Annotated in this window: 23 protein-coding genes and 2 pseudogenes; 8 read left to right on the forward strand and 17 right to left on the reverse strand. The window is 64.3% G+C overall.

Features of this window, described 5'->3' with window-relative positions; genetic code table 11:
• Nucleotides 1–47: 47 nt before the first annotated feature.
• The 3 genes from J2S75_RS13960 to J2S75_RS13970 all read right to left on the reverse strand — a co-directional run bounded on the left by J2S75_RS13960 (nt 48) and on the right by J2S75_RS13970 (nt 1,433).
• Nucleotides 48–452, reverse strand: coding sequence for a DUF3168 domain-containing protein (locus tag J2S75_RS13960; protein ID WP_370874143.1), 405 nt, complete (start codon nt 450–452; stop codon nt 48–50).
• A gap of 97 nt (nt 453–549) precedes the next feature.
• Complete coding sequence (locus J2S75_RS13965; protein WP_307020477.1) at nt 550–870, reverse strand: head-tail adaptor protein; 321 nt, start codon at nt 868–870, stop codon at nt 550–552.
• A complete protein-coding gene (locus tag J2S75_RS13970; RefSeq protein ID WP_307020478.1) occupies nt 867–1,433 on the reverse strand; it encodes a head-tail connector protein in 567 nt (188 codons plus the stop codon). Before J2S75_RS13970 ends, J2S75_RS13965 begins: the two co-directional genes overlap by 4 nt.
• An 85-nt stretch (nt 1,434–1,518) precedes the next feature.
• Between J2S75_RS13970 and J2S75_RS13975 the strand changes: the two genes are divergently transcribed.
• The 3 genes from J2S75_RS13975 (at nt 1,519) to J2S75_RS13985 (ending at nt 2,970) form a co-directional block, all read left to right on the forward strand.
• Nucleotides 1,519–2,238: a S1 family peptidase gene (locus J2S75_RS13975; RefSeq protein WP_307020479.1), complete on the forward strand. Its 720-nt coding sequence runs from the start codon at nt 1,519–1,521 to the stop codon at nt 2,236–2,238.
• Between the two features lie 208 nt (nt 2,239–2,446).
• A complete protein-coding gene (locus tag J2S75_RS13980; protein ID WP_307020480.1) occupies nt 2,447–2,671 on the forward strand; it encodes a hypothetical protein in 225 nt (74 codons plus the stop codon).
• A 71-nt stretch (nt 2,672–2,742) separates the two neighbouring features.
• A complete protein-coding gene (locus J2S75_RS13985) occupies nt 2,743–2,970 on the forward strand; it encodes a hypothetical protein (RefSeq protein ID WP_307020481.1) in 228 nt (75 codons plus the stop codon).
• Nucleotides 2,971–3,051: 81 nt separating this feature from the next.
• Here the strand turns inward: J2S75_RS13985 and J2S75_RS13990 are convergent, their stop codons facing one another.
• The 8 genes and pseudogenes from J2S75_RS13990 to J2S75_RS14025 all read right to left on the reverse strand — a co-directional run.
• Nucleotides 3,052–4,317 (reverse strand): phage major capsid protein, encoded by a 1,266-nt coding sequence (locus J2S75_RS13990; RefSeq protein WP_307020482.1) that lies wholly within the window; start codon nt 4,315–4,317, stop codon nt 3,052–3,054.
• A 372-nt stretch (nt 4,318–4,689) separates the two neighbouring features.
• Nucleotides 4,690–5,289, reverse strand: coding sequence for an HK97 family phage prohead protease (locus J2S75_RS13995; RefSeq protein ID WP_307020483.1), 600 nt, complete (start codon nt 5,287–5,289; stop codon nt 4,690–4,692).
• The gene (locus J2S75_RS14000) at nt 5,286–5,483 is read right to left on the reverse strand and encodes a hypothetical protein (protein WP_307020484.1); all 198 of its coding nucleotides are present in this window, start codon (nt 5,481–5,483) and stop codon (nt 5,286–5,288) included. The genes J2S75_RS13995 and J2S75_RS14000 overlap by 4 nt, the downstream gene beginning before the upstream one ends.
• On the reverse strand, nt 5,480–5,668 hold the full coding sequence (locus J2S75_RS14005; protein ID WP_307020485.1) for a hypothetical protein: 189 nt from the start codon (nt 5,666–5,668) through the stop codon (nt 5,480–5,482). Before J2S75_RS14005 ends, J2S75_RS14000 begins: the two co-directional genes overlap by 4 nt.
• 247 nt (nt 5,669–5,915) lie before the next feature.
• A pseudogene (locus tag J2S75_RS14010) lies at nt 5,916–6,083 on the reverse strand (phage portal protein); the annotation flags it as partial.
• A gap of 249 nt (nt 6,084–6,332) precedes the next feature.
• Nucleotides 6,333–7,052, reverse strand: a complete 720-nt coding sequence (locus tag J2S75_RS14015; protein ID WP_307020486.1) for a DNA-methyltransferase — start codon at nt 7,050–7,052, stop codon at nt 6,333–6,335.
• A 2-nt stretch (nt 7,053–7,054) separates the two neighbouring features.
• A complete protein-coding gene (locus J2S75_RS14020) occupies nt 7,055–8,215 on the reverse strand; it encodes a phage portal protein (protein ID WP_370874130.1) in 1,161 nt (386 codons plus the stop codon).
• 135 nt (nt 8,216–8,350) lie between these two features.
• A pseudogene (locus J2S75_RS14025) lies at nt 8,351–8,488 on the reverse strand (ATP-binding protein); the annotation flags it as partial.
• Between the two features lie 148 nt (nt 8,489–8,636).
• Here J2S75_RS14025 and J2S75_RS14030 point away from each other — a divergent pair.
• From J2S75_RS14030 to J2S75_RS14050, 5 genes are all read left to right on the forward strand, one after another.
• Entirely contained in the window at nt 8,637–8,879 is a 243-nt protein-coding gene (locus J2S75_RS14030; protein WP_307020488.1) for a hypothetical protein, read from the forward strand.
• The gene (locus J2S75_RS14035; RefSeq protein WP_307020489.1) at nt 8,872–9,198 is read left to right on the forward strand and encodes a hypothetical protein; all 327 of its coding nucleotides are present in this window, start codon (nt 8,872–8,874) and stop codon (nt 9,196–9,198) included. Before J2S75_RS14030 ends, J2S75_RS14035 begins: the two co-directional genes overlap by 8 nt.
• A gap of 509 nt (nt 9,199–9,707) precedes the next feature.
• The gene (locus J2S75_RS14040; protein ID WP_307020490.1) at nt 9,708–9,938 is read left to right on the forward strand and encodes a hypothetical protein; all 231 of its coding nucleotides are present in this window, start codon (nt 9,708–9,710) and stop codon (nt 9,936–9,938) included.
• A gap of 321 nt (nt 9,939–10,259) precedes the next feature.
• Nucleotides 10,260–10,481, forward strand: a complete 222-nt coding sequence (locus tag J2S75_RS14045) for a hypothetical protein (protein ID WP_307020491.1) — start codon at nt 10,260–10,262, stop codon at nt 10,479–10,481.
• 3 nt (nt 10,482–10,484) lie between these two features.
• The gene (locus J2S75_RS14050) at nt 10,485–10,802 is read left to right on the forward strand and encodes a hypothetical protein (protein ID WP_307020492.1); all 318 of its coding nucleotides are present in this window, start codon (nt 10,485–10,487) and stop codon (nt 10,800–10,802) included.
• A 165-nt stretch (nt 10,803–10,967) separates the two neighbouring features.
• Here the strand turns inward: J2S75_RS14050 and J2S75_RS14055 are convergent, their stop codons facing one another.
• The 6 genes from J2S75_RS14055 to J2S75_RS14080 all read right to left on the reverse strand — a co-directional run bounded on the left by J2S75_RS14055 (nt 10,968) and on the right by J2S75_RS14080 (nt 15,904).
• Nucleotides 10,968–11,303, reverse strand: a complete 336-nt coding sequence (locus J2S75_RS14055) for a hypothetical protein (RefSeq protein ID WP_307020493.1) — start codon at nt 11,301–11,303, stop codon at nt 10,968–10,970.
• Nucleotides 11,304–11,411: 108 nt separating this feature from the next.
• Nucleotides 11,412–11,648, reverse strand: a complete 237-nt coding sequence (locus tag J2S75_RS14060; protein ID WP_307020494.1) for a hypothetical protein — start codon at nt 11,646–11,648, stop codon at nt 11,412–11,414.
• Nucleotides 11,648–12,373 carry a lysozyme gene (locus tag J2S75_RS14065; protein ID WP_370874131.1) on the reverse strand — a complete coding sequence of 242 codons (726 nt, stop codon included), beginning with the start codon at nt 12,371–12,373 and terminating at the stop codon, nt 11,648–11,650. The genes J2S75_RS14060 and J2S75_RS14065 overlap by 1 nt, the downstream gene beginning before the upstream one ends.
• A gap of 26 nt (nt 12,374–12,399) precedes the next feature.
• Nucleotides 12,400–13,095 carry a hypothetical protein gene (locus tag J2S75_RS14070; RefSeq protein ID WP_307020496.1) on the reverse strand — a complete coding sequence of 232 codons (696 nt, stop codon included), beginning with the start codon at nt 13,093–13,095 and terminating at the stop codon, nt 12,400–12,402.
• Nucleotides 13,096–13,228: 133 nt separating this feature from the next.
• Nucleotides 13,229–13,558, reverse strand: coding sequence for a hypothetical protein (locus J2S75_RS14075; protein WP_307020497.1), 330 nt, complete (start codon nt 13,556–13,558; stop codon nt 13,229–13,231).
• Between the two features lie 12 nt (nt 13,559–13,570).
• On the reverse strand, nt 13,571–15,904 hold the full coding sequence (locus J2S75_RS14080) for a glycosyl hydrolase family 28-related protein (protein ID WP_307020498.1): 2,334 nt from the start codon (nt 15,902–15,904) through the stop codon (nt 13,571–13,573).
• Nucleotides 15,905–16,267: the final 363 nt, after the last annotated feature.

The following is a 16,267-nucleotide window of genomic DNA, read 5'->3' on the forward strand; positions in this document are numbered from 1 at the left end:
TCCTGAGTCGGCAGAATCACTTGTGTACAAATGCTGCCGGCGCCCCGTCACGCCGGCTCGGTCACCGCGCGGAAGCGCAGCAGCGCGCGATAGGTGCGCCCGCCCGGCTCGCGGCGGATGTCCGCCGAGGTGAACCGCAGATTGACCAGCACGTGCCCGTCGAGGACGAGCGGCGCATCGTGCAATGCCTGCTGCACCAGATGCGCCAGCTGGTGCGCCTCGGCATGCCCGCCCTGGCGCGACCAGCAGGCGAGGTTCAGCCGGTGCTCGGCCCCCGCCTCGGTGGCGGTGGACCCGTCGCTCACCTGCGCCTCGCCCAGCGTCACATAGGGAAAGGCCGGGCTGGCCGGGGGCAGGTCATGGATGCGGCCTTCGCCGAGCGCGGCGGTCAGCACCGCGTCCGTGGCAAGCGCAGCGTGGATCGCCCGGCGCAGCGCCACCGCCGGCGCCATCCCCCCGCTCATCGCCGCCTTCCCACCGCAGCGGCGGGCATCAGTTGCGCCAGCCGGCGGCGCAGCGCCTCCAGCCCGCGCAGGCGCGTTGCGAACTTCATGGCGTCTCCTCCCGGCAATCGCAGATGAGAAAGCGCCCGCGCCCGTCCGGGTCGCTCACCGCCTCGACAAGGAAGCGGCGGGCGCCGAGCCGCAGCCGGTCGCCCGGCTGAACCGTGGCGGGCGCGCGCAGCGTGACGGTGTGGGCGAGCACCGCGCCGGGCCGGTCGGCAATGTCCGCCGCCGCGCCCCGCGTCGCGATCGCGCCCCACAGACTGTCGACGGCGAGGAAGCTGCGGGTGACGCCGCCCATGCCATCCGGCATCTCCACCGGCGTTTCCTGCACCAGCCGGTGCCGCAGGCCCCCGATGCCGCTCATAGCCGCGCCACCCGGAACGGCGCCACCAGCGCGTCGAGCCGGGCGGGAAAGGCCGCACCGGCCCCGGCGACATCGCGGTGCTCGTAGAAATGGGCAAGAACCACCCGCACGGCCTCGATCAGCGGCGAGGGCACATGGTCCGCGTTCGGCCCATGGCCGGCGGTGATGTCGAGCGCGATGCCGGCGAGCGGGCGCGTCGGGTTGGGCACGCCCCCCCGCGCGACCCGGATCAGCCCCGGCAGCCGCGCCGTGTCGAGCGTGAAGGCGTCGAGCGGCAGCGCCGTTTCGGTGCCATCGGCGGCGATGAGGCGGGCGGCGGTGAGCGCTTTGAGCGGGTTCGCCGGCACCGGGATCAGGCCGGAAGCGGGCCAGGCATCGCGCATGAGCCGCCAGCTCTGCTCGATCAGCACACGCCGCGTCAGCGCCTCGACGGTCGCCCGCGCGGCGGTGATGAGCGAGGCGATCAGCGCGTCCTCGGCGCCATGGTCGACGCGCAGATAGGTCTTGGCCTCGGCGAGCGTCAGCGGCTCGACCGTGGGCCCGGCGAGAAGGATCGCGGGCATGGTGCCTCTCTGGGTGAAGGGGGTTCGCGATTGACGTTGCGGCCGGGCACCGCCACAACGGCGCGCCCTTGTCTGGAACGAGCCGATGCGCTTCCTCATCTCCGCCGTCCTCGCCGCTCTCGCTCTCGCCACTCCCGCCCGCGCCATTGTCGGCGGCGGGCCGGCGGACCCGACGCTGGCGGCGGAGACGGCGATGATCGTGTCGACGCGCGGGGCCACCTGCACCGGCGTGGTGCTGGGGCCAAGCGTGCTGCTCACCGCCGCCCATTGCGTCGAGCCGGCGGCGGACTATGCGGTGGTGGTGTTCGAGGCCGGCACGCCGCGCCTCATCCCGATCGACCGGAAGGCGGTGCATCCGTCCTTCGACCCGAACTCGTTCGAAACGCGCCGCCCGACGCCGGACCTCGCTCTGGTGCGGCTGGCCGAGCCGCTGCCCGCCCCCTTCCGCCCCGCCGCGCTCAGCCGCGAGGTGGCGCTGCCGCCCAAGCGCACCGCCTTCACCCTCGCCGGCTATGGCGTGACCAAGGACGGCGACGGCAAGAGCGCCGGCACGCTGCGCGCCGTCACCCTGCCCAGCATCGGCACGACGGGCGGCATCATGGTCCGCCTGTCCGACGGCGCCGCCAAGGGCGGCTGCACCGGCGACAGCGGCGGCCCGGTGCTGATCGACGGCGTGGTCGCCGGCATTATCGGCTGGTCGACGGCGGCGGGCGGGGCGCGCGGCTGCGGCGGCGTCACCGGCGCCACGCTCATCGGCCCGCAGCGCGCCTGGATCGACGCCACGCTGCGGGGGATCGGTCGCTAGCGATTAGGATCGCGTACGATCTTATCGCTTGCGCCCTTAGGCACGCCGGCGCGCCTCTGCCAGAGCCAAACACGCAGTTTTTATTGCACTGGCGCAATCTTATCGGCGCCTTATCGCAACTGGCCATGCGCCAATGCCGGAACTAGCTTCTTCTCATGAACGGCGCGGCCGACACGGGCCGCCCACCCACACTTCGGAGAAGAGCAAAATGAACAAGATCCTCATCGCCGCCGTCGCCTTCGCCACCCTCGGCGCCGTGGGCGCCCAGGCCGCCGATGGCCGCGACGCCAGCACCTATGAGCGCGCCACCGCCGTGCAGGCGGAAGCCGCCGCCCCGGTCGTCGAGGGCCGCAACGCTGCGGTCGCGGTGCCCGCCACCTCCGACGCCTACATCAAGCAGGCGGTCGAGGCGAACGCCCGCTCGACCAACTGATCTCCCGCTTACCCGTAAGGCCGGCGCCCCCAGGTGAGCGCGCGCCGGCCGCTTTTCAAGGAGTATCGACCATGAACAAGATCCTCATCGCCGCTGTTGCCTTCGCCACTCTCGGCGCTGTGGGCGCCCAGGCCGCCGGCCGTGACGCCACCATCTATGGCACCCACCCGGCCCCGCAGGTGCAGAGCCAGACCGCGCAGCCGGTCGTCGAAGGTCGCAACGCCACTGTCACGCTGCCGACCGTTTCCGACGGCTATATCAACCAGTCGGTCGAGGCCAACGCCCGTTCGACCCACTGAGCGTGCCGGACCAACTTCCCGAGACTGACCGTCTCCCTTGGGGCGCCCCTCACCGGGCGCCCCTTTTTTGTGCCCGACCGCTCAGGCGGCGAATTTCAGCAGCTTGATGGCGTCGAAATCCTGCACCCCGCCGCCGACCCGCTTGGTGGTGTAGAACAGCACATAGGGCTTGGCGGAATAGGGGTCGCGCAGCACCCGCACCCCGGCGCGGTCGACCACGAGATAGCCGCGGCGGAAATCGCCGAAGGCGATGGAGAGACTGCCCGCGCCGATGCCCGGCATTTCCTCCGCCTCATGCACGGGAAAGCCCATCAGGCTGGGCGGCGCGCCCGGCCCGCTGGGCGGGGCCCACAGATACTGGCCGTTCTCGTCCTTCAGCTTGCGCACCGCGCCCTGCGTGCGCCGGCTCATCAGGAAGGCGCCGTTCTGCCGGTAGCCGGCCTTCACCGCATAGACGAGGTCGACCAGCGGGTCGGAGGGGCTGGCGGCGGGGAAATCGCCGGCGGCGCCGGTGGCGAGGAAGCCGAGCTTGCCCCAGGCCCAGGCGTTTTCCGCCACCGTGTCATAGGCGAGGAAGCCCTTCGGCTTGCCCACCCCGTCGCCGGTCACGAAGGCCGTGCCTTCCTGCGCGGCGAAGGCGGCCTCCACCTCGATGGCGAGCCATTCGTCGATATTGACAGCCGAATCGTCGAGCAGAGTCTGCGTCGCCGCCGGCATGGCGTAGAGTTCCATGGCGGGAAAGGCGATCTCGTCCAGCACCGGGCTGGCGGTCTGGCCGCGCGCGCCGGTTTCCGCCACCCAGCCCACCGCCGGGCCGGAGGTCATGAACGGCTTCTTGTAGGTGCCGGCGGAAATCACCCGCACATCGGCGATGGCGCGGATCGGCGAGAGCGCCGTGAGCCGGCGGCCGATCTCGCGCTCGGTCTCGTTCGGCACGGTGTAGCCGCCATCCGCGCCCACCCCGGCGGAAAGCGCCTTGGCCTCCAGCCGCTTCAGCCCCGCCGCCTCGCCGGTGCGGACATAGGAATCGAACGCCGCCTTGTGCTCGCGCGCGGCGAGGTCGGCCACCAGGTCGCCGCCCCCGCCCAGCGCCGGCCGGCGGGCTTTCAGCACCAGCTCGTCGATCAGCGCCTTCTGCGCGTCGAGCGCGGCATTGATGCGCGCCACCCTGTCGTCGGCGACGATATCGCCGCCGCGCCGCTCCAGCGCGCCGAGCCGCTGGTCGTTGGCGTCCTTGAACGCCTCGAAGGCGCTCATGAACTCCTCGAAGGCGGCCGAGACTTCCGGGCCGGCGGACTTGCATTCAAGGGCGGATTTGCATTCCAGTGCGGGCATGCTGGGTTCCATGTGGCTCATGTCCTGTTCAAAAGAAGCGTCGTCATCCCGGCCGCAGGCGCAGCCGGAGAGCCGGGATCGTGAGAGGGGTTAGCGATCCCGGGTCGGTCCTGCGGACCGTCCGGGATGACGGAGGGAATCGAGGCTTGCGGAATCCCCCGTTCCCCGGACCAGCCGCGCGCCGCGCGGCGCCGATCCGGGGCCCAGCGGGAAACTCTGCGGCCGAGACCCCTTCGCTGGGTCCCGGCGTTGCGGGCGACCATCCTTCGAGGCTCGCTTCGCTCGCACCTCAGGATGACGGCGCCCGTGTTGCAGACGCCTCGTCATGCTGGGGTGCCGGCCGCAGCCCGGCCTCGAAGCACGCAGCCCCTAACGGCCAGACCCTTACGCCAGCACCGGCCTCAGCCCGGGCTGGCCGCGCAGGCGGCGGGCGCCGCGGCGGATGGTGCCCGCGAGCGTGTCGCCGGCCCGCTTCACCGAGGCGATGCGCGCATCCGGCTGCATCGGGAAGGTGACGATCGACACCTCCCACAGATCGATGCGCGAGAGCCGGCGCACCCTTGTGCGCGGATCGGTGCGGCCCTCCACCGTGCGGAAGCCGATGGAGAGCCCGTCAATCGCGCCGGCGCGCATCAGCGCCAGCACCTCGCGGGCGCGGGCCACATCCAGCGTGAGCTGGCCCTTCACATAAAGCCCGACCGAATCCTCGGCGAGGCTCAGCCAGCTTCCGATCGGCTCGGCCGGGTCGTGCTGGAACAGCAGGCGCACCCCGCCCGCGCCGCGCTCGGCCAGTGAGCGGGAAAATGCGCCGGGCAGGATCAGGTCGCGGCCAAGATCGACCCGGCCGAACACCGCCGCATAGCCCTCGAAGCCTCCATCGGGGGCGATGTTCGCCAGCGCGCCCGCAAAGGGGCCGGTTTCGGCCTTGGTCTGCAGCGGCCGGGCGCCGCGGGGAGACGGCACATGGACAAGGAAGCCGCTCATGCGCCCTCCCCTTTTCCGGCGTCGGCCGCGCCTGCCCGGCGCGTGGCGGCGGCGCGTTCCAGCTTGCCGAGCGTGCGGCCGAACTGGCGAAACACCTGCGGCGCCTGGCCGGCGCGGTCGGGTGCCGGCAGGCGGGGGCCGAACCCGTTGAAGCGGCCGGGCAGGAAGGCCCGGATGCGCGGCGTCGAACTCATGTCTCATCTCCCAACAGGGCGTTGAAGCGCGCGATCTCGCGCACGAAATCGTCGAAACGGCGCACCGCGCGGCCCAATTCCCGCAGCGCGACGGCGGCGAGCACCGAGGCGCCCAGCGCCCACATCAGCAAAGCGAGATGGGCGATGTCGGCCTTGGCGGCGAAAGCGGTGATGAGCGGCTGCATCGGGTTCTCCTCGGCACATGGGCCGCTCGCGGTCATGCGGCCCCAGCGCCGCCATCCCGGCCGAAGCGAAGCGCAGAGCCGGGATCGCGCGCCAAAGCGGGCGCACCATCGGAAATCGACCCCGCGCGCCCCCTCATCCCGGGCTTGACCCGGGGACCCGGCTGTCCCTCAGGTGCGGCGGTGAAGTCTGGGTGGCCGGGTCAAGCCCGGCCATGAGGGCGGTGTGGCGGGTAGAGGGTGAGGCCCCTCACTCCCGCACCCCGTAGCCCACCGCCTGGCGCTTTTCGTCGTCGGTGAGGAAGCTCGCCTCGTTCACCCGGCGCCACAGTGCCTCGCGCTCGCCATGCAGCACCTCGATGGCGTCGAGGTCGGGCTCCAGCACCAGCCGGCCCGGCCCATAGGCGGGGCCGAGCCAGAGGGTGTGGCCGAGCTTGAGGCTGTGGCCGAGCTTGAGGCGCACCTCACGCGCTTTATCGCCATCCATCTACGGTAGCCGAATAACGCCACGCCTCTGAACCGGCGGTGCAGAGACATGCATCACGCATGCGCATAGCCGGACGCAAAGAAAAATGCAATCTTAAGACCGAATAAATACACGAAGTAACAAATTTAATTCCATATTCTAAAATAGTTTCTTACATAACCGAGATTTTATTAGTAAATTTTAATTTTCTTTCGATATATTTTTAATTCTATTGTAGGCAATATCAAAATATATCTTATTAGACTCGATGCCGATGTATGGCAAACCCATCTTCAAGCACGCGACGCCAACAGTACCTGATCCCATAAATGGATCAATGATCGGACCTTCCATTATTTGGAGTAGATTGCACATGAGTTCTACCGGCTTCCCTGCCATATGGAGCCTGTCAGTAGGGGGGCGGCAGCGAAAGACCCCTGGCGCTGTGGCTCCCACCAAGCGTCGAGTTCCATTCGTTGCCCAAATCACGTACTCGGCTTGATTGCGATATCTTCCTCGCTGAGGTCTGGCACATTCAGTCTTGTCCCAAGGGACGATGCCCCGCCAGACCCATCCTGCTGCCTGAATGGCATCAGTTGTTATTGGCAACTGACGCCAGTCCGAAAAAACGCAACAGAGGGCCGAAGCCGGAACCTTCCTCCGCGCCTCACTCAGCCATAAGTTACACCAAGCGAGATAGGAACGCTGATCGCGACTGTCTCCATCGAATTCGGGATACTTGCCTTGACGGAATGAGTATTTTCGGCTCGTCGACACGTCGCGGTTTGCGCGGAGCGCATTCGCGCTGGAGTAAGGCGGGTCGGTCAGGATGGAGCCTGCCGAAGCGGCGGGCAGCCCCTTAAGGACCTCGATCGCGTCGCCAAGGAAAAGCTGAATATTGCCTATTGCTTTGAGTTGCATACTTATCCCCGCACCCCGTAGCCCACCGCCTGGCGCTTTTCGTCGTCGGTGAGGAAGCTCGCCTCGTTCACCCGGCGCCACAGCGCCTCGCGCTCGCCATGCAGCACCTCGATGGCGTCGAGGTCGGGCTCCAGCACCAGCCGGCCCGGCCCATAGGTGGGGCCGAGCCAGAGGCTGAGCTCGTGCAGCAGCCGGCGCCCCATCGGCAGGATGGTCTGGCGCCACAGCGCACGGTTGGCCTCGGCGTAATTGGCATAGGTGGCGTCGCCGGGAATGCCGAGCAGCATCGGCGGCACGCCGAAGGCGAGCGCGATCTCGCGCGCGGCGGCGTTCTTCGCCTCCAGGAAATCCATGTCGTGCGGGGTGAGCGAGAGCGGGCGCCAGTCGAGCCCGCCCTCCAGCAGCAGCGGCCTTCCGGCATTGCCGCTGCCGGAGAAATTCGCCTCCAGTTCCTCCTTCAGCCGGTCGAACTGCTCGTCGGAGAGATTGCCCGCCCCGCCATAGATCAGCGCGCCGGAGGGGCGCGCGGCATTGTCGAGCAGCGCCTTGTTCCAGGCGCCGGCGGCATTGTGCAGGTCAAGCGCCATCTGCGCCGCCTCCAGCGGCGGGGCGCCGTAATGATCGTCGAGCGGGTTGAACAGCGCCACATGCAGGATGGGCGGCGGCACCCCCTCCTGCACGAAGCGCACGGAGCGTCCTCCCGCCGTGTAGTCATAGGCCTGCGCCCAACCGTCCGGACCGGGCACGACGCGCATGCGGTCCGGGCGCAGCACATGGAGTTCGCGCGGCGCGCCGCCGAGGCTCACCGCCTCGACATAGGCATTGCCGGCCAGCAGCAGATGCGCGGCGAGCGCCTCCATCAGCCCCGGCCCGGCAAGGCGCGCATTCGGCTGCGCCAGCAGGTCGAGCAGCGGATGGGCGGCGCTCTCGCGCCCGTCCTCGCTCAGCAGCGGGCGCAATTCGCCCACCCCCTGCGCGATCAGCCGCACGCAGCGATAGGCGATGGCGTTGCGCTGATAGCCCTCGCGGGCGAGCGCGCCATAGTCGCGCGGCGTCCATTGCGGCCGGTGGCCGGCGAGCAGCGCCACCAGCGCCTGGCTGCGCGAGGCTTTCGCCTCGGGCGGAACCGCCCGGCGACCGAACGGGAAGGGAAAGAGCTTCATGAAGGGGCTCCGGTTGAAAAGAGGCGTCATCCCGGCCGAAGGCGAAGCCGCAGAGCCGGGATGGCGCGCCGGCGGGCCAACGATCCCGGATCGGCCTGCCGCCGTCCGGGATGCCGCCGAACTTGGCGAAATCCCTCACACCCGCCGCACCCGTGGCGCCGTGGCGCGGGGCCCGAGCGCCAGCGCGGTGACGGCCCAGACCAGCGCGTCGAGCCGGTCGGGCGAGCGGCCATTGGAAAGACCGTCCGGCCCGAAATCGCACATCTCGTCCGAAATTGACGAAATACAAGCGGAATCAACGACGTGCGTTTTACCGAGGGTAGGCCGAAAAACCGTGAACAGGCCCGTAACATCGGGGCTGATTGTAAAGCGTTTTTTGGCCCCTCTCCCCAACGGAACCCCCAATGATTGGGATCGGCTCATGACTGAATCGGAAATCGTTGCGATCCTGCGCCAGCACATCAAATGCGACGCCACCGGGCTCTCGCCATCCGTCGCGAGTGTGTACCTCGTAGGTTTTGAAGAGGCGGCGCAGGCCCTACTTGAGCGGCTTGAGGTACGGGATACCGCGCTCCGGCTGATCGCTTCCTGCGCCAGCCACGCGCCGGGCGATGTTGTGGATATCGCGCGTTCCGCGCTTCGCGGAGACCCCCGCCATGACTGACCACCTCACCCCGTCCGCGCCAGGAGCGCGGGAAGAACAGTACCGCATTAAGCCGCTGGTATGGGTTTGCTCAAGCCACGATGACGGGAGCATCTACCTGCGCGCGGGTACCCCATTCGGCACTTACAAAGTTAGCTATGAGCCGGGCCAGGGTTGGCGCTGGGGATATTGCTTTGACGAGTACTATGACGAGGACGATGGCCCCTGCGACGGCGAAGACGACGGCATGGACCGCGCTTGGGCGAATTGGCTTGAGCGAATCTCTGATGCTCTAGAGCCCACCGGCCGCACCGCTCTCTCGGAGGCCGGCCATGAGTGAGGGGGAGGTAAAGTCAGGCCCGCAATGGGCTAGACTGATTAAGCGACTACTCAACCCTCCTTTTGGGACGGATACGAGCGAGCGTCTTCTTATGGGCGAAGCGGCTGATGCTATTCGATATCTTTTGGAGAGGGTTTCGCCTGTTAGCGAAGCGCTTATTACAGAAGTAACCGAGTGGCGTGGATGCGCACTCTATGATCCAACAATGGAGGGGCCCCGGTTTAAAGGGTGGGACCGCTCGGCATTGGAGCGTTGTCGCGCGACCGCTGAGAAAGCCGGCGCTGTCCCCCTGCCTCCGCGAGATTGCGCCGTTGACGCACAAACCTCACTCGCCTCCCTCACCACCCAGCTAGAAGCCGAGCGCGAGCGGGCGACCAAGGCCGAAGAACGCTGCGAAGCCTACAAGGGGCAGGTAGAGGCCGGGGCGAAGGAGATTGGTCGGTTAACGGACGCGTTGCTCAGATGCGCCCTTTTCCAGCGCGGGGCCCTCAAGACCGGGGAGCCCTCCCATGACTGAGGCCCCGACTGTTCTCGACGAAGACCTGCGCTTGGCCGGCTTCACCGAAGCGGCCCGGCAATTCCCGCGCTCTGATGCGGCCTTTGCCGCGATCTGCGCATGGAACAATGTCAGCCCCGCAAACGCCCCGGCAGCTTGGCGCTATTTCCCGAACGCCGCGACGCGAGATGCTTGGGAGCGTGTGGTGTCCGCCCTCATAGCCAAGGAGGAGAGCAATGCTTAACCTCCTCCGCCGCCTCTTGCGCTGGCTGATACAGCCAGGGTGCCCGGCCGCCTGCCCGAAGCGCGGGCCGGGCGGGGAGATGTGCCGCGACTGCTACGATTGGTGGGCGATCAAGTGAGGCGATGCCTGCACTTTGTCGGCTTCCGGGGCGATGAGTACACATCGGCCGTTCGCGCTTTCGGGCGGCCTGACTTCATTCACCGCTGGTGGGATACTCGCGCCCGCCGAGAGATTGCCGATGGAGATCTGATCGTATTTGCTCGCGGGGATGAGCATCAAGAGCCCTCCCGCTTCACCGCACCGGACATAGAGGAGTGAGGGATGGCCTATATCCCGATCCATCGCAAACTGACGTTGCAGGAATATTCCGAGGCATTGGATGAAGCCCTGACCCTCCGCGAAGAGTCAGCAGCAAACTGGATAAGGGCTCACAAGTTTGAATACGCCCTCCGCGCCATCATAGACCGCGCCGACAACGGCACGCTAGGATCGTCTAAGGTGCAGGATATGCGCAAGCTGGCAGAGGAGGCGTTGGGAGAGTGAGGGATGCAAATCTTTGACGAAATGGCGAAGATGACGCGCGAGAAATTCCAGGAAATCCGCGCTGCCATACTGGACGGCTATACGCCACCGGCAGAACCTACGGGACGGATGTGCCAAGTCATGGCCATGGCGGAAGAGGCCGAGAGGCGAGCTGAGCTAGAGGCTCACATTGAAGAGGCGGGGCGAGAAGAGGTCTTTGCCCATGCGCGTGCGCTAGGCTGGACGGGCGGCGCTCCTATGTGGGTATGGCACGCTATCGCGTCTGAGGTGCAGTCGCGGAAGATGGCACAGAACAGCCCTAAATCCCCGCAATCTGACTGAGGAACCCCGCTGGCCATTCGCCCTCATAAGCCTCTAGCCGGCGCTTCCTGACCTCTCGCATGATGAGCCGGGCACGCTCCTCCCATTCGTCTGGCGTGCCTATGCCTGACCATCCGGGGCCTTCGAACAAAAGGCGGCCGGTCGGCTCGTGAAAGGCGGCGCGGGTCAGCTGATCCGCAGCCAATGCCGAACCCAATTTACCGCCACGTCGCCGGCATAAACGACCATCCCGCCCACGGACATGCCGCCTAGAGCTATCATTCCCGCAAAACCGATGCCAATTTGTTTCATCCGCTTGAAGTCGTCCGTCTGGGGCTTAATTTCTTCGTTCAAAGTTTTTTCGATGGCATCGAACCGAGCTTCGCTCTTGTCGCGGTGCTGGGCAGAGACAGCAACGTCGACATGCACTGCGGTCTTCAATTCGGCTAGTTCGGCGTAAAGATCGTCCTGCTTGCGCATCAGGTCGCGCATCATTCCGACAAGCTCGTCATGAAGCCCCATCAGCGCCACCCACAGGCCGCTTTGCCGGCGGCGTTGTGAGCCTTTACTTGGCGCTTCGTCGGGTCAGTGTCGGCGCTAGCCCATGTGATCGGCCGGAATATCCGGCACTCAGTCCCGGCGCCAACCGTCGTTTTCGAGCAAGCCCCCAGAATCGGAGCCGCGCTCAGAAGCAGCGCGAGCGGCAGAAGCCTTGTCTTCAGCATCACGATTGACCTTCTCAATACGCGCGCGCTCTTTCTCAGCGCCGACAGATTCAAAATGTTTGATGGCCCAGAACGCCGCGCCGACGATGGCGAGCGCGATAAGCAGGTAGCGTCCGATGGGGCCAAGGATGAACGCCAGCATCACGCCAGCCCCGCATCAGAGCGCGAGCGCTTCCACACCCCATAGATGGTGAAGGCGATGCCGGCGATAGTGAGCGCAAGGAAGACGTACTTGGCAATGTCGAGGGCTTCCGTCAGGGGAGAAATCTGTTCCGCCCCGGTGCGCGCGAGATCGGCGATAACGTCCGTCGCCGCTGTCCCGGCCATGCCGGTTCCGGTGGCGATAGCGCCCTTTCCTTCGGTGCTCTTGGCGACTGCCGGCTTCGGCTTAGGCTCAATATACTGCGAGGCCACGTACTCACCACGCGCCCACAGGCCGGCCTCAGCGGCGCGGCGGTTGGACAGGCCCCGGAGCGCCTTCCCGCCAGCCTTGTTCCATTTCGCCAGTTCGCCCGGCACCGCGTCGTAATTGCCGGCGTTGAGTTTCTTGAGCAGGGTGGATTTGCGGAAGTTTCCAGCCCCCACATTGTAGGTGAACGATACCAGGGCCGCGAATTGGTTGTCGGACAATTCTACCCTGACGGCTTGGGCAACCGCCGCCTCGTATTGGCCAAGATCGCGCTTTAGGATTTCGTCGGCTTCCGCGTCCGTAATCCGTAAGCCGGGCGTGACCTTAGGCGGGCCAGCATTGTCGGTGTGACCGTAGCCTATCGTCCAGATGCCAACGGGGTCTTGGTAGGCGACAAGCTCCTTGCCCTCCCATTGTTTGATGAGCCGAAGCCCCTCGGCGTTTATTTTGCGAGGCATGGCAGTCTCCATATGGGAAGGGATGGCTATGCGCCGATTGCGGAAAGATACGATGACACCGCCGCATCGAAGGCGGCGGCCTCTGTGCTGGTTAAGCCGCCACCGATACTTGCTTGCGCAATTTGGTCAGACGAGAAACTCGCTGCGCCGTTGAAGTTTACGGCTAGAATGTAGATTTCAGAATTAAAGAGTGCGGCAGAAGCATTGGTAGATGTTCCGATAGACGCGCCATTTCGGTAGGCGTCGATTTGAGACGCCCCGGTTCGGGAAGCGATGAAGCGACCGGCGCTGTCAGAAGATGCGAAAGCCGGCGGCGATGTGCCCCCGCTAGTCACGCGCGCGCGGGTCAGGTTGCCGGTGTAGCGTGTGGCGAGTTCGGCTGAAAAGTTAAGCCCGGATATGGCGATAGCGCCTATTTCTACCGACGTAGCCGCTGCTCGTGATGTCCTGTCGGTCACGGAAATATGAGAACTGTCGCGCGCGAACTTAGGCGAAACTGCCGTCGCAGGATTGAAGCCTGTCCGCAGATATGCCGACGAGCCATTGCCCGTATAACCGCGATCAACCGTAAAGGTCGGTGAGCCGACAACGGTGAGATTATACTGGTCAGAAATCCAGTTAAGCAGCGCGGCCTGGGCATCGTGTGCTGCGGTGAAATACAGTGCGTCATCTTTTGCCCAGACCCCTGCCGTCTTAAGAGCCTTTATCGTGTCGCTTATCAATGCCTTTCTGGCAGCGCTCGGCTGCACAGACATCCGGGCAAAAAGGGCCGAGGCTTCGGGCTCGTAATAAGCGCCAGGGCGCCCACCGGGCAACCCAAGGCCGAGCCTAAGTGTTCCAAAGGTTCCCATAGGGTCAGGCCGCAATCACAGACACGCGCTCGCCAGCCTGAAGCTCAAGCGGGATTTCGCCGCCGGCCGGAAGGAAGCGCTTGGCAGAAGTTGTGCCCGTGGCAGCGGTCGCCGTCGCATCGGCCGCCGACCCGGTTGCAATGAAACATGCCGTATCACTAAAAAGGCGCGCGACAAGGTTGCTATTCCCAACCTGCTGCGGTGTCGCCGATGTACCGTTCGCCTGCGTTGCCGAGATCGTCAGGGCCTCATAGAAAACACAGCGCCCGTGAATGCTTGACGCATAGGACGAGCGCAGCGCCGGGATGGCGAATTCAACGTGAAGGGTAGCCATGGGGGTCTCCTACTAAGCGGCGAGCGCCGCCATTGCTTTCCAGGTTCCGGGGGTGCCCGCCGTAACGCATTGCCACCCTGGAACGCCTCCGGCACTAGACTGGGCGTTCCAGACAATTTCACCGCGTCGCCACGTGCCTTCTGTCGGGGCGGCGGTGCGGTATTCCGGCCATTGCCAAGGGCCTAGAATAGGGTCAAACCCGTTCACCCAAGCGCGGAGGGCGGTAATACTTACCGTATCAGCTGAATCGGTTGAGCCGACAAGCTGCCTGACTTGCAGCGTAAACGTCTGGTCTTCGCCTGGGGTAAGGTAAGTCCCCCATAGTTGCCAGCCGTTCGGATACTCAACAAACTTTTTGAAATTTGCGCTTTGTGGGGGTGTCAGGTTTCGGATGACAACGGTTGAGACAGACTCCGCCCCTCCGAACTTCACTAGGCACGTAACCCATATATTAGAAACAAGCTTTATCCCGCCTGTTATTTTAAAAGAGTAGGTGAACCCGTTTTCTGTTGATGCTGTCCCGGTGCCCCTCGCCAGTACAATGGCGGTTTCTCCGACGAAGCTTGTAGACGATGTAGAAATCGTGCCGCCTGTGGGAGAATGGGACCTTCCCGGCAAGCCATCACGAAAAGATGGCGATTGCCCCGTCGCGCTATGGAATATTTCGAGTTCTCGGCAGTCACCGTATCCTAGGTTTTGCCCTATGTTTACGGCGTCAGAACCACTACGGACGACAAGGTTTTCGACACTCTTTGCGTAGGTATAACCATAGGACATTGCCCCGTGGGAAACGGACACAGCGGACGTTGCGAGCGGGCCGATTGTAACCGCTAGAGGCGTCGGTGGGAACGACTCAAGGTAAACACCGCCAAGATCATGACCCCGGCCGTTATCGCGAATAAGGGCGATGCTGGCGTATCCTTCTACGGAGCCCGTGAGCGAACAACCAGCGGCACGGTTGAAGTCTACCATATATTCATGCTCAGCCATGCGCGACTGGGCTGGGTAGTTTACTGAATGACCAAAATAACAATTCGCCGCGTTAGTCGCGGATGTCGGCTTAAATGCCAATAGGCAATCGCGAGCGTAACATCCAACAAGGGAATTATAATAAGCCCAAAGGTCTGTTCTACCTTCCTCAACCCCGCGCGAAAATCTGAATGCAGTACCGTAGTGAAAATTAACCACCGTTACATTGTCAAAACGCGCGAGAACGCCGTTAATTAGATTAAATGCATGCCTCGAATTGCTGTTTACCGTTGGAAGACTGCTGCCATTGCGGCCTGTCGTTGAGCCCCCATCCTCTCTGACCGTGACATAAAAGTCTTTAAAAACAAGTCCAGAGTTTGAGCCGGGCAGACCCGAATAAAGCAACGTATTGTTTACTGGCTGAATGAAGTCTGCGTTTGCAGTTGCGGGATCAAACCAGAATTGCGAGCCTAGGCCGTCTCCCTGCATCATCAAATTATGGCTCGGGGCGAGAGGAGCTGTTATCTTGTAACGCCCCTGAGGGACGTAAACAGCCGCGTTAACAGCTGCAAGATTTGCCCAGACCCCAGACAGACCGGGAAGCGTGGACCCGGCGGCATCTATTGCGCCCTGGACAGCGGCGGTGTCGTCAGTAGTGTTGTCCCCTGCCGCTCCGAACGCTCGGACATCGTACCCTTTCGGGCCAGGGACGACATACAGTTTGACGCCTCCAGCTGTCGAGACATGCTCGTCCGTGGCGCCGCTCGCCGCGACCGCATAGCTAATCCCTTCCTTGCGCGTGCGGACGTAATTGCCTTCCGTGACGCTTGACGGCGAGCCCGTGCTATATGTCAGGCTGCTGTCGGCTAGCACAGCCGCCACGTCGTTTAGCCACACCCCTTCGTACAGCGCCGCTTGTGCGGCAGCGGCTTCGGCAGCGGCTTGGGCGGCTTGAGCCTCGGGAGTTACGTCGCCCGTATCCCCCGTATCGCCTTTGTCGCCCTTGTCTCCCTTCGGTCCTGCGACGCCGGGCACCTCTATCGTGTAAGTGCCCGGCTCAAAAAAATCCCCGACACCGCCGATCTGCACATCAAACGCGCCGAGCTTTTCGCGGTAGTCATCAAGGATGCGATACACGTCGGCGCGGGCAGAAATACCAACGGGAAGCGTGTTGACGAAAGCCTGCGCCTGCTGCCACGTCACGGTGTCGTCCTCAACCGTGATATCGCCGCCCACGGTTGAGAACGTTGTCGCGGCTTTTCCCGCCGGGGTGATGACGATTTCGACCTCATAGCCGGTGAAATCTACGCCCGTGAAGGTAAGCACAACCGCCGGGGCGTTTGTGTTCCGGTACAGAATGATACGCTGATTTGCCATGGCGATCCTACAGCGGCCCCCATGCGGGATTGCCGTCAGAGCAGAATGAGAAAAAGTCGATTTGTTGTGAGGAGTTGGCGCCAGCTCCTAAAATAAGTCCGATATCGCCAGATGAGTTTTGCGGGATAAATGGCGCCCATGTTGCATCCCATGAGGATGGCTCTGCCGCTCCACGCGCCCACAGTTTCGCTCTAAGAGTCCCGCCGCTGGCGTTTACCCTTAGCCAATACCACGTATTTGTTGACCACGAGAAAGAAAAGCTAGTGTTGTATATATTTGTTAAGTTAATCGAAACAAGAGTGACTTGGCTTCGCGGGAAAGTATTGGACCCAGACAAAATGGCGTGCATTCGGCCGTTTGCAT

Origin of the sequence: Ancylobacter polymorphus, from assembly GCF_030813495.1 — a bacterium.
Lineage (GTDB): Bacteria > Pseudomonadota > Alphaproteobacteria > Rhizobiales > Xanthobacteraceae > Ancylobacter > Ancylobacter polymorphus.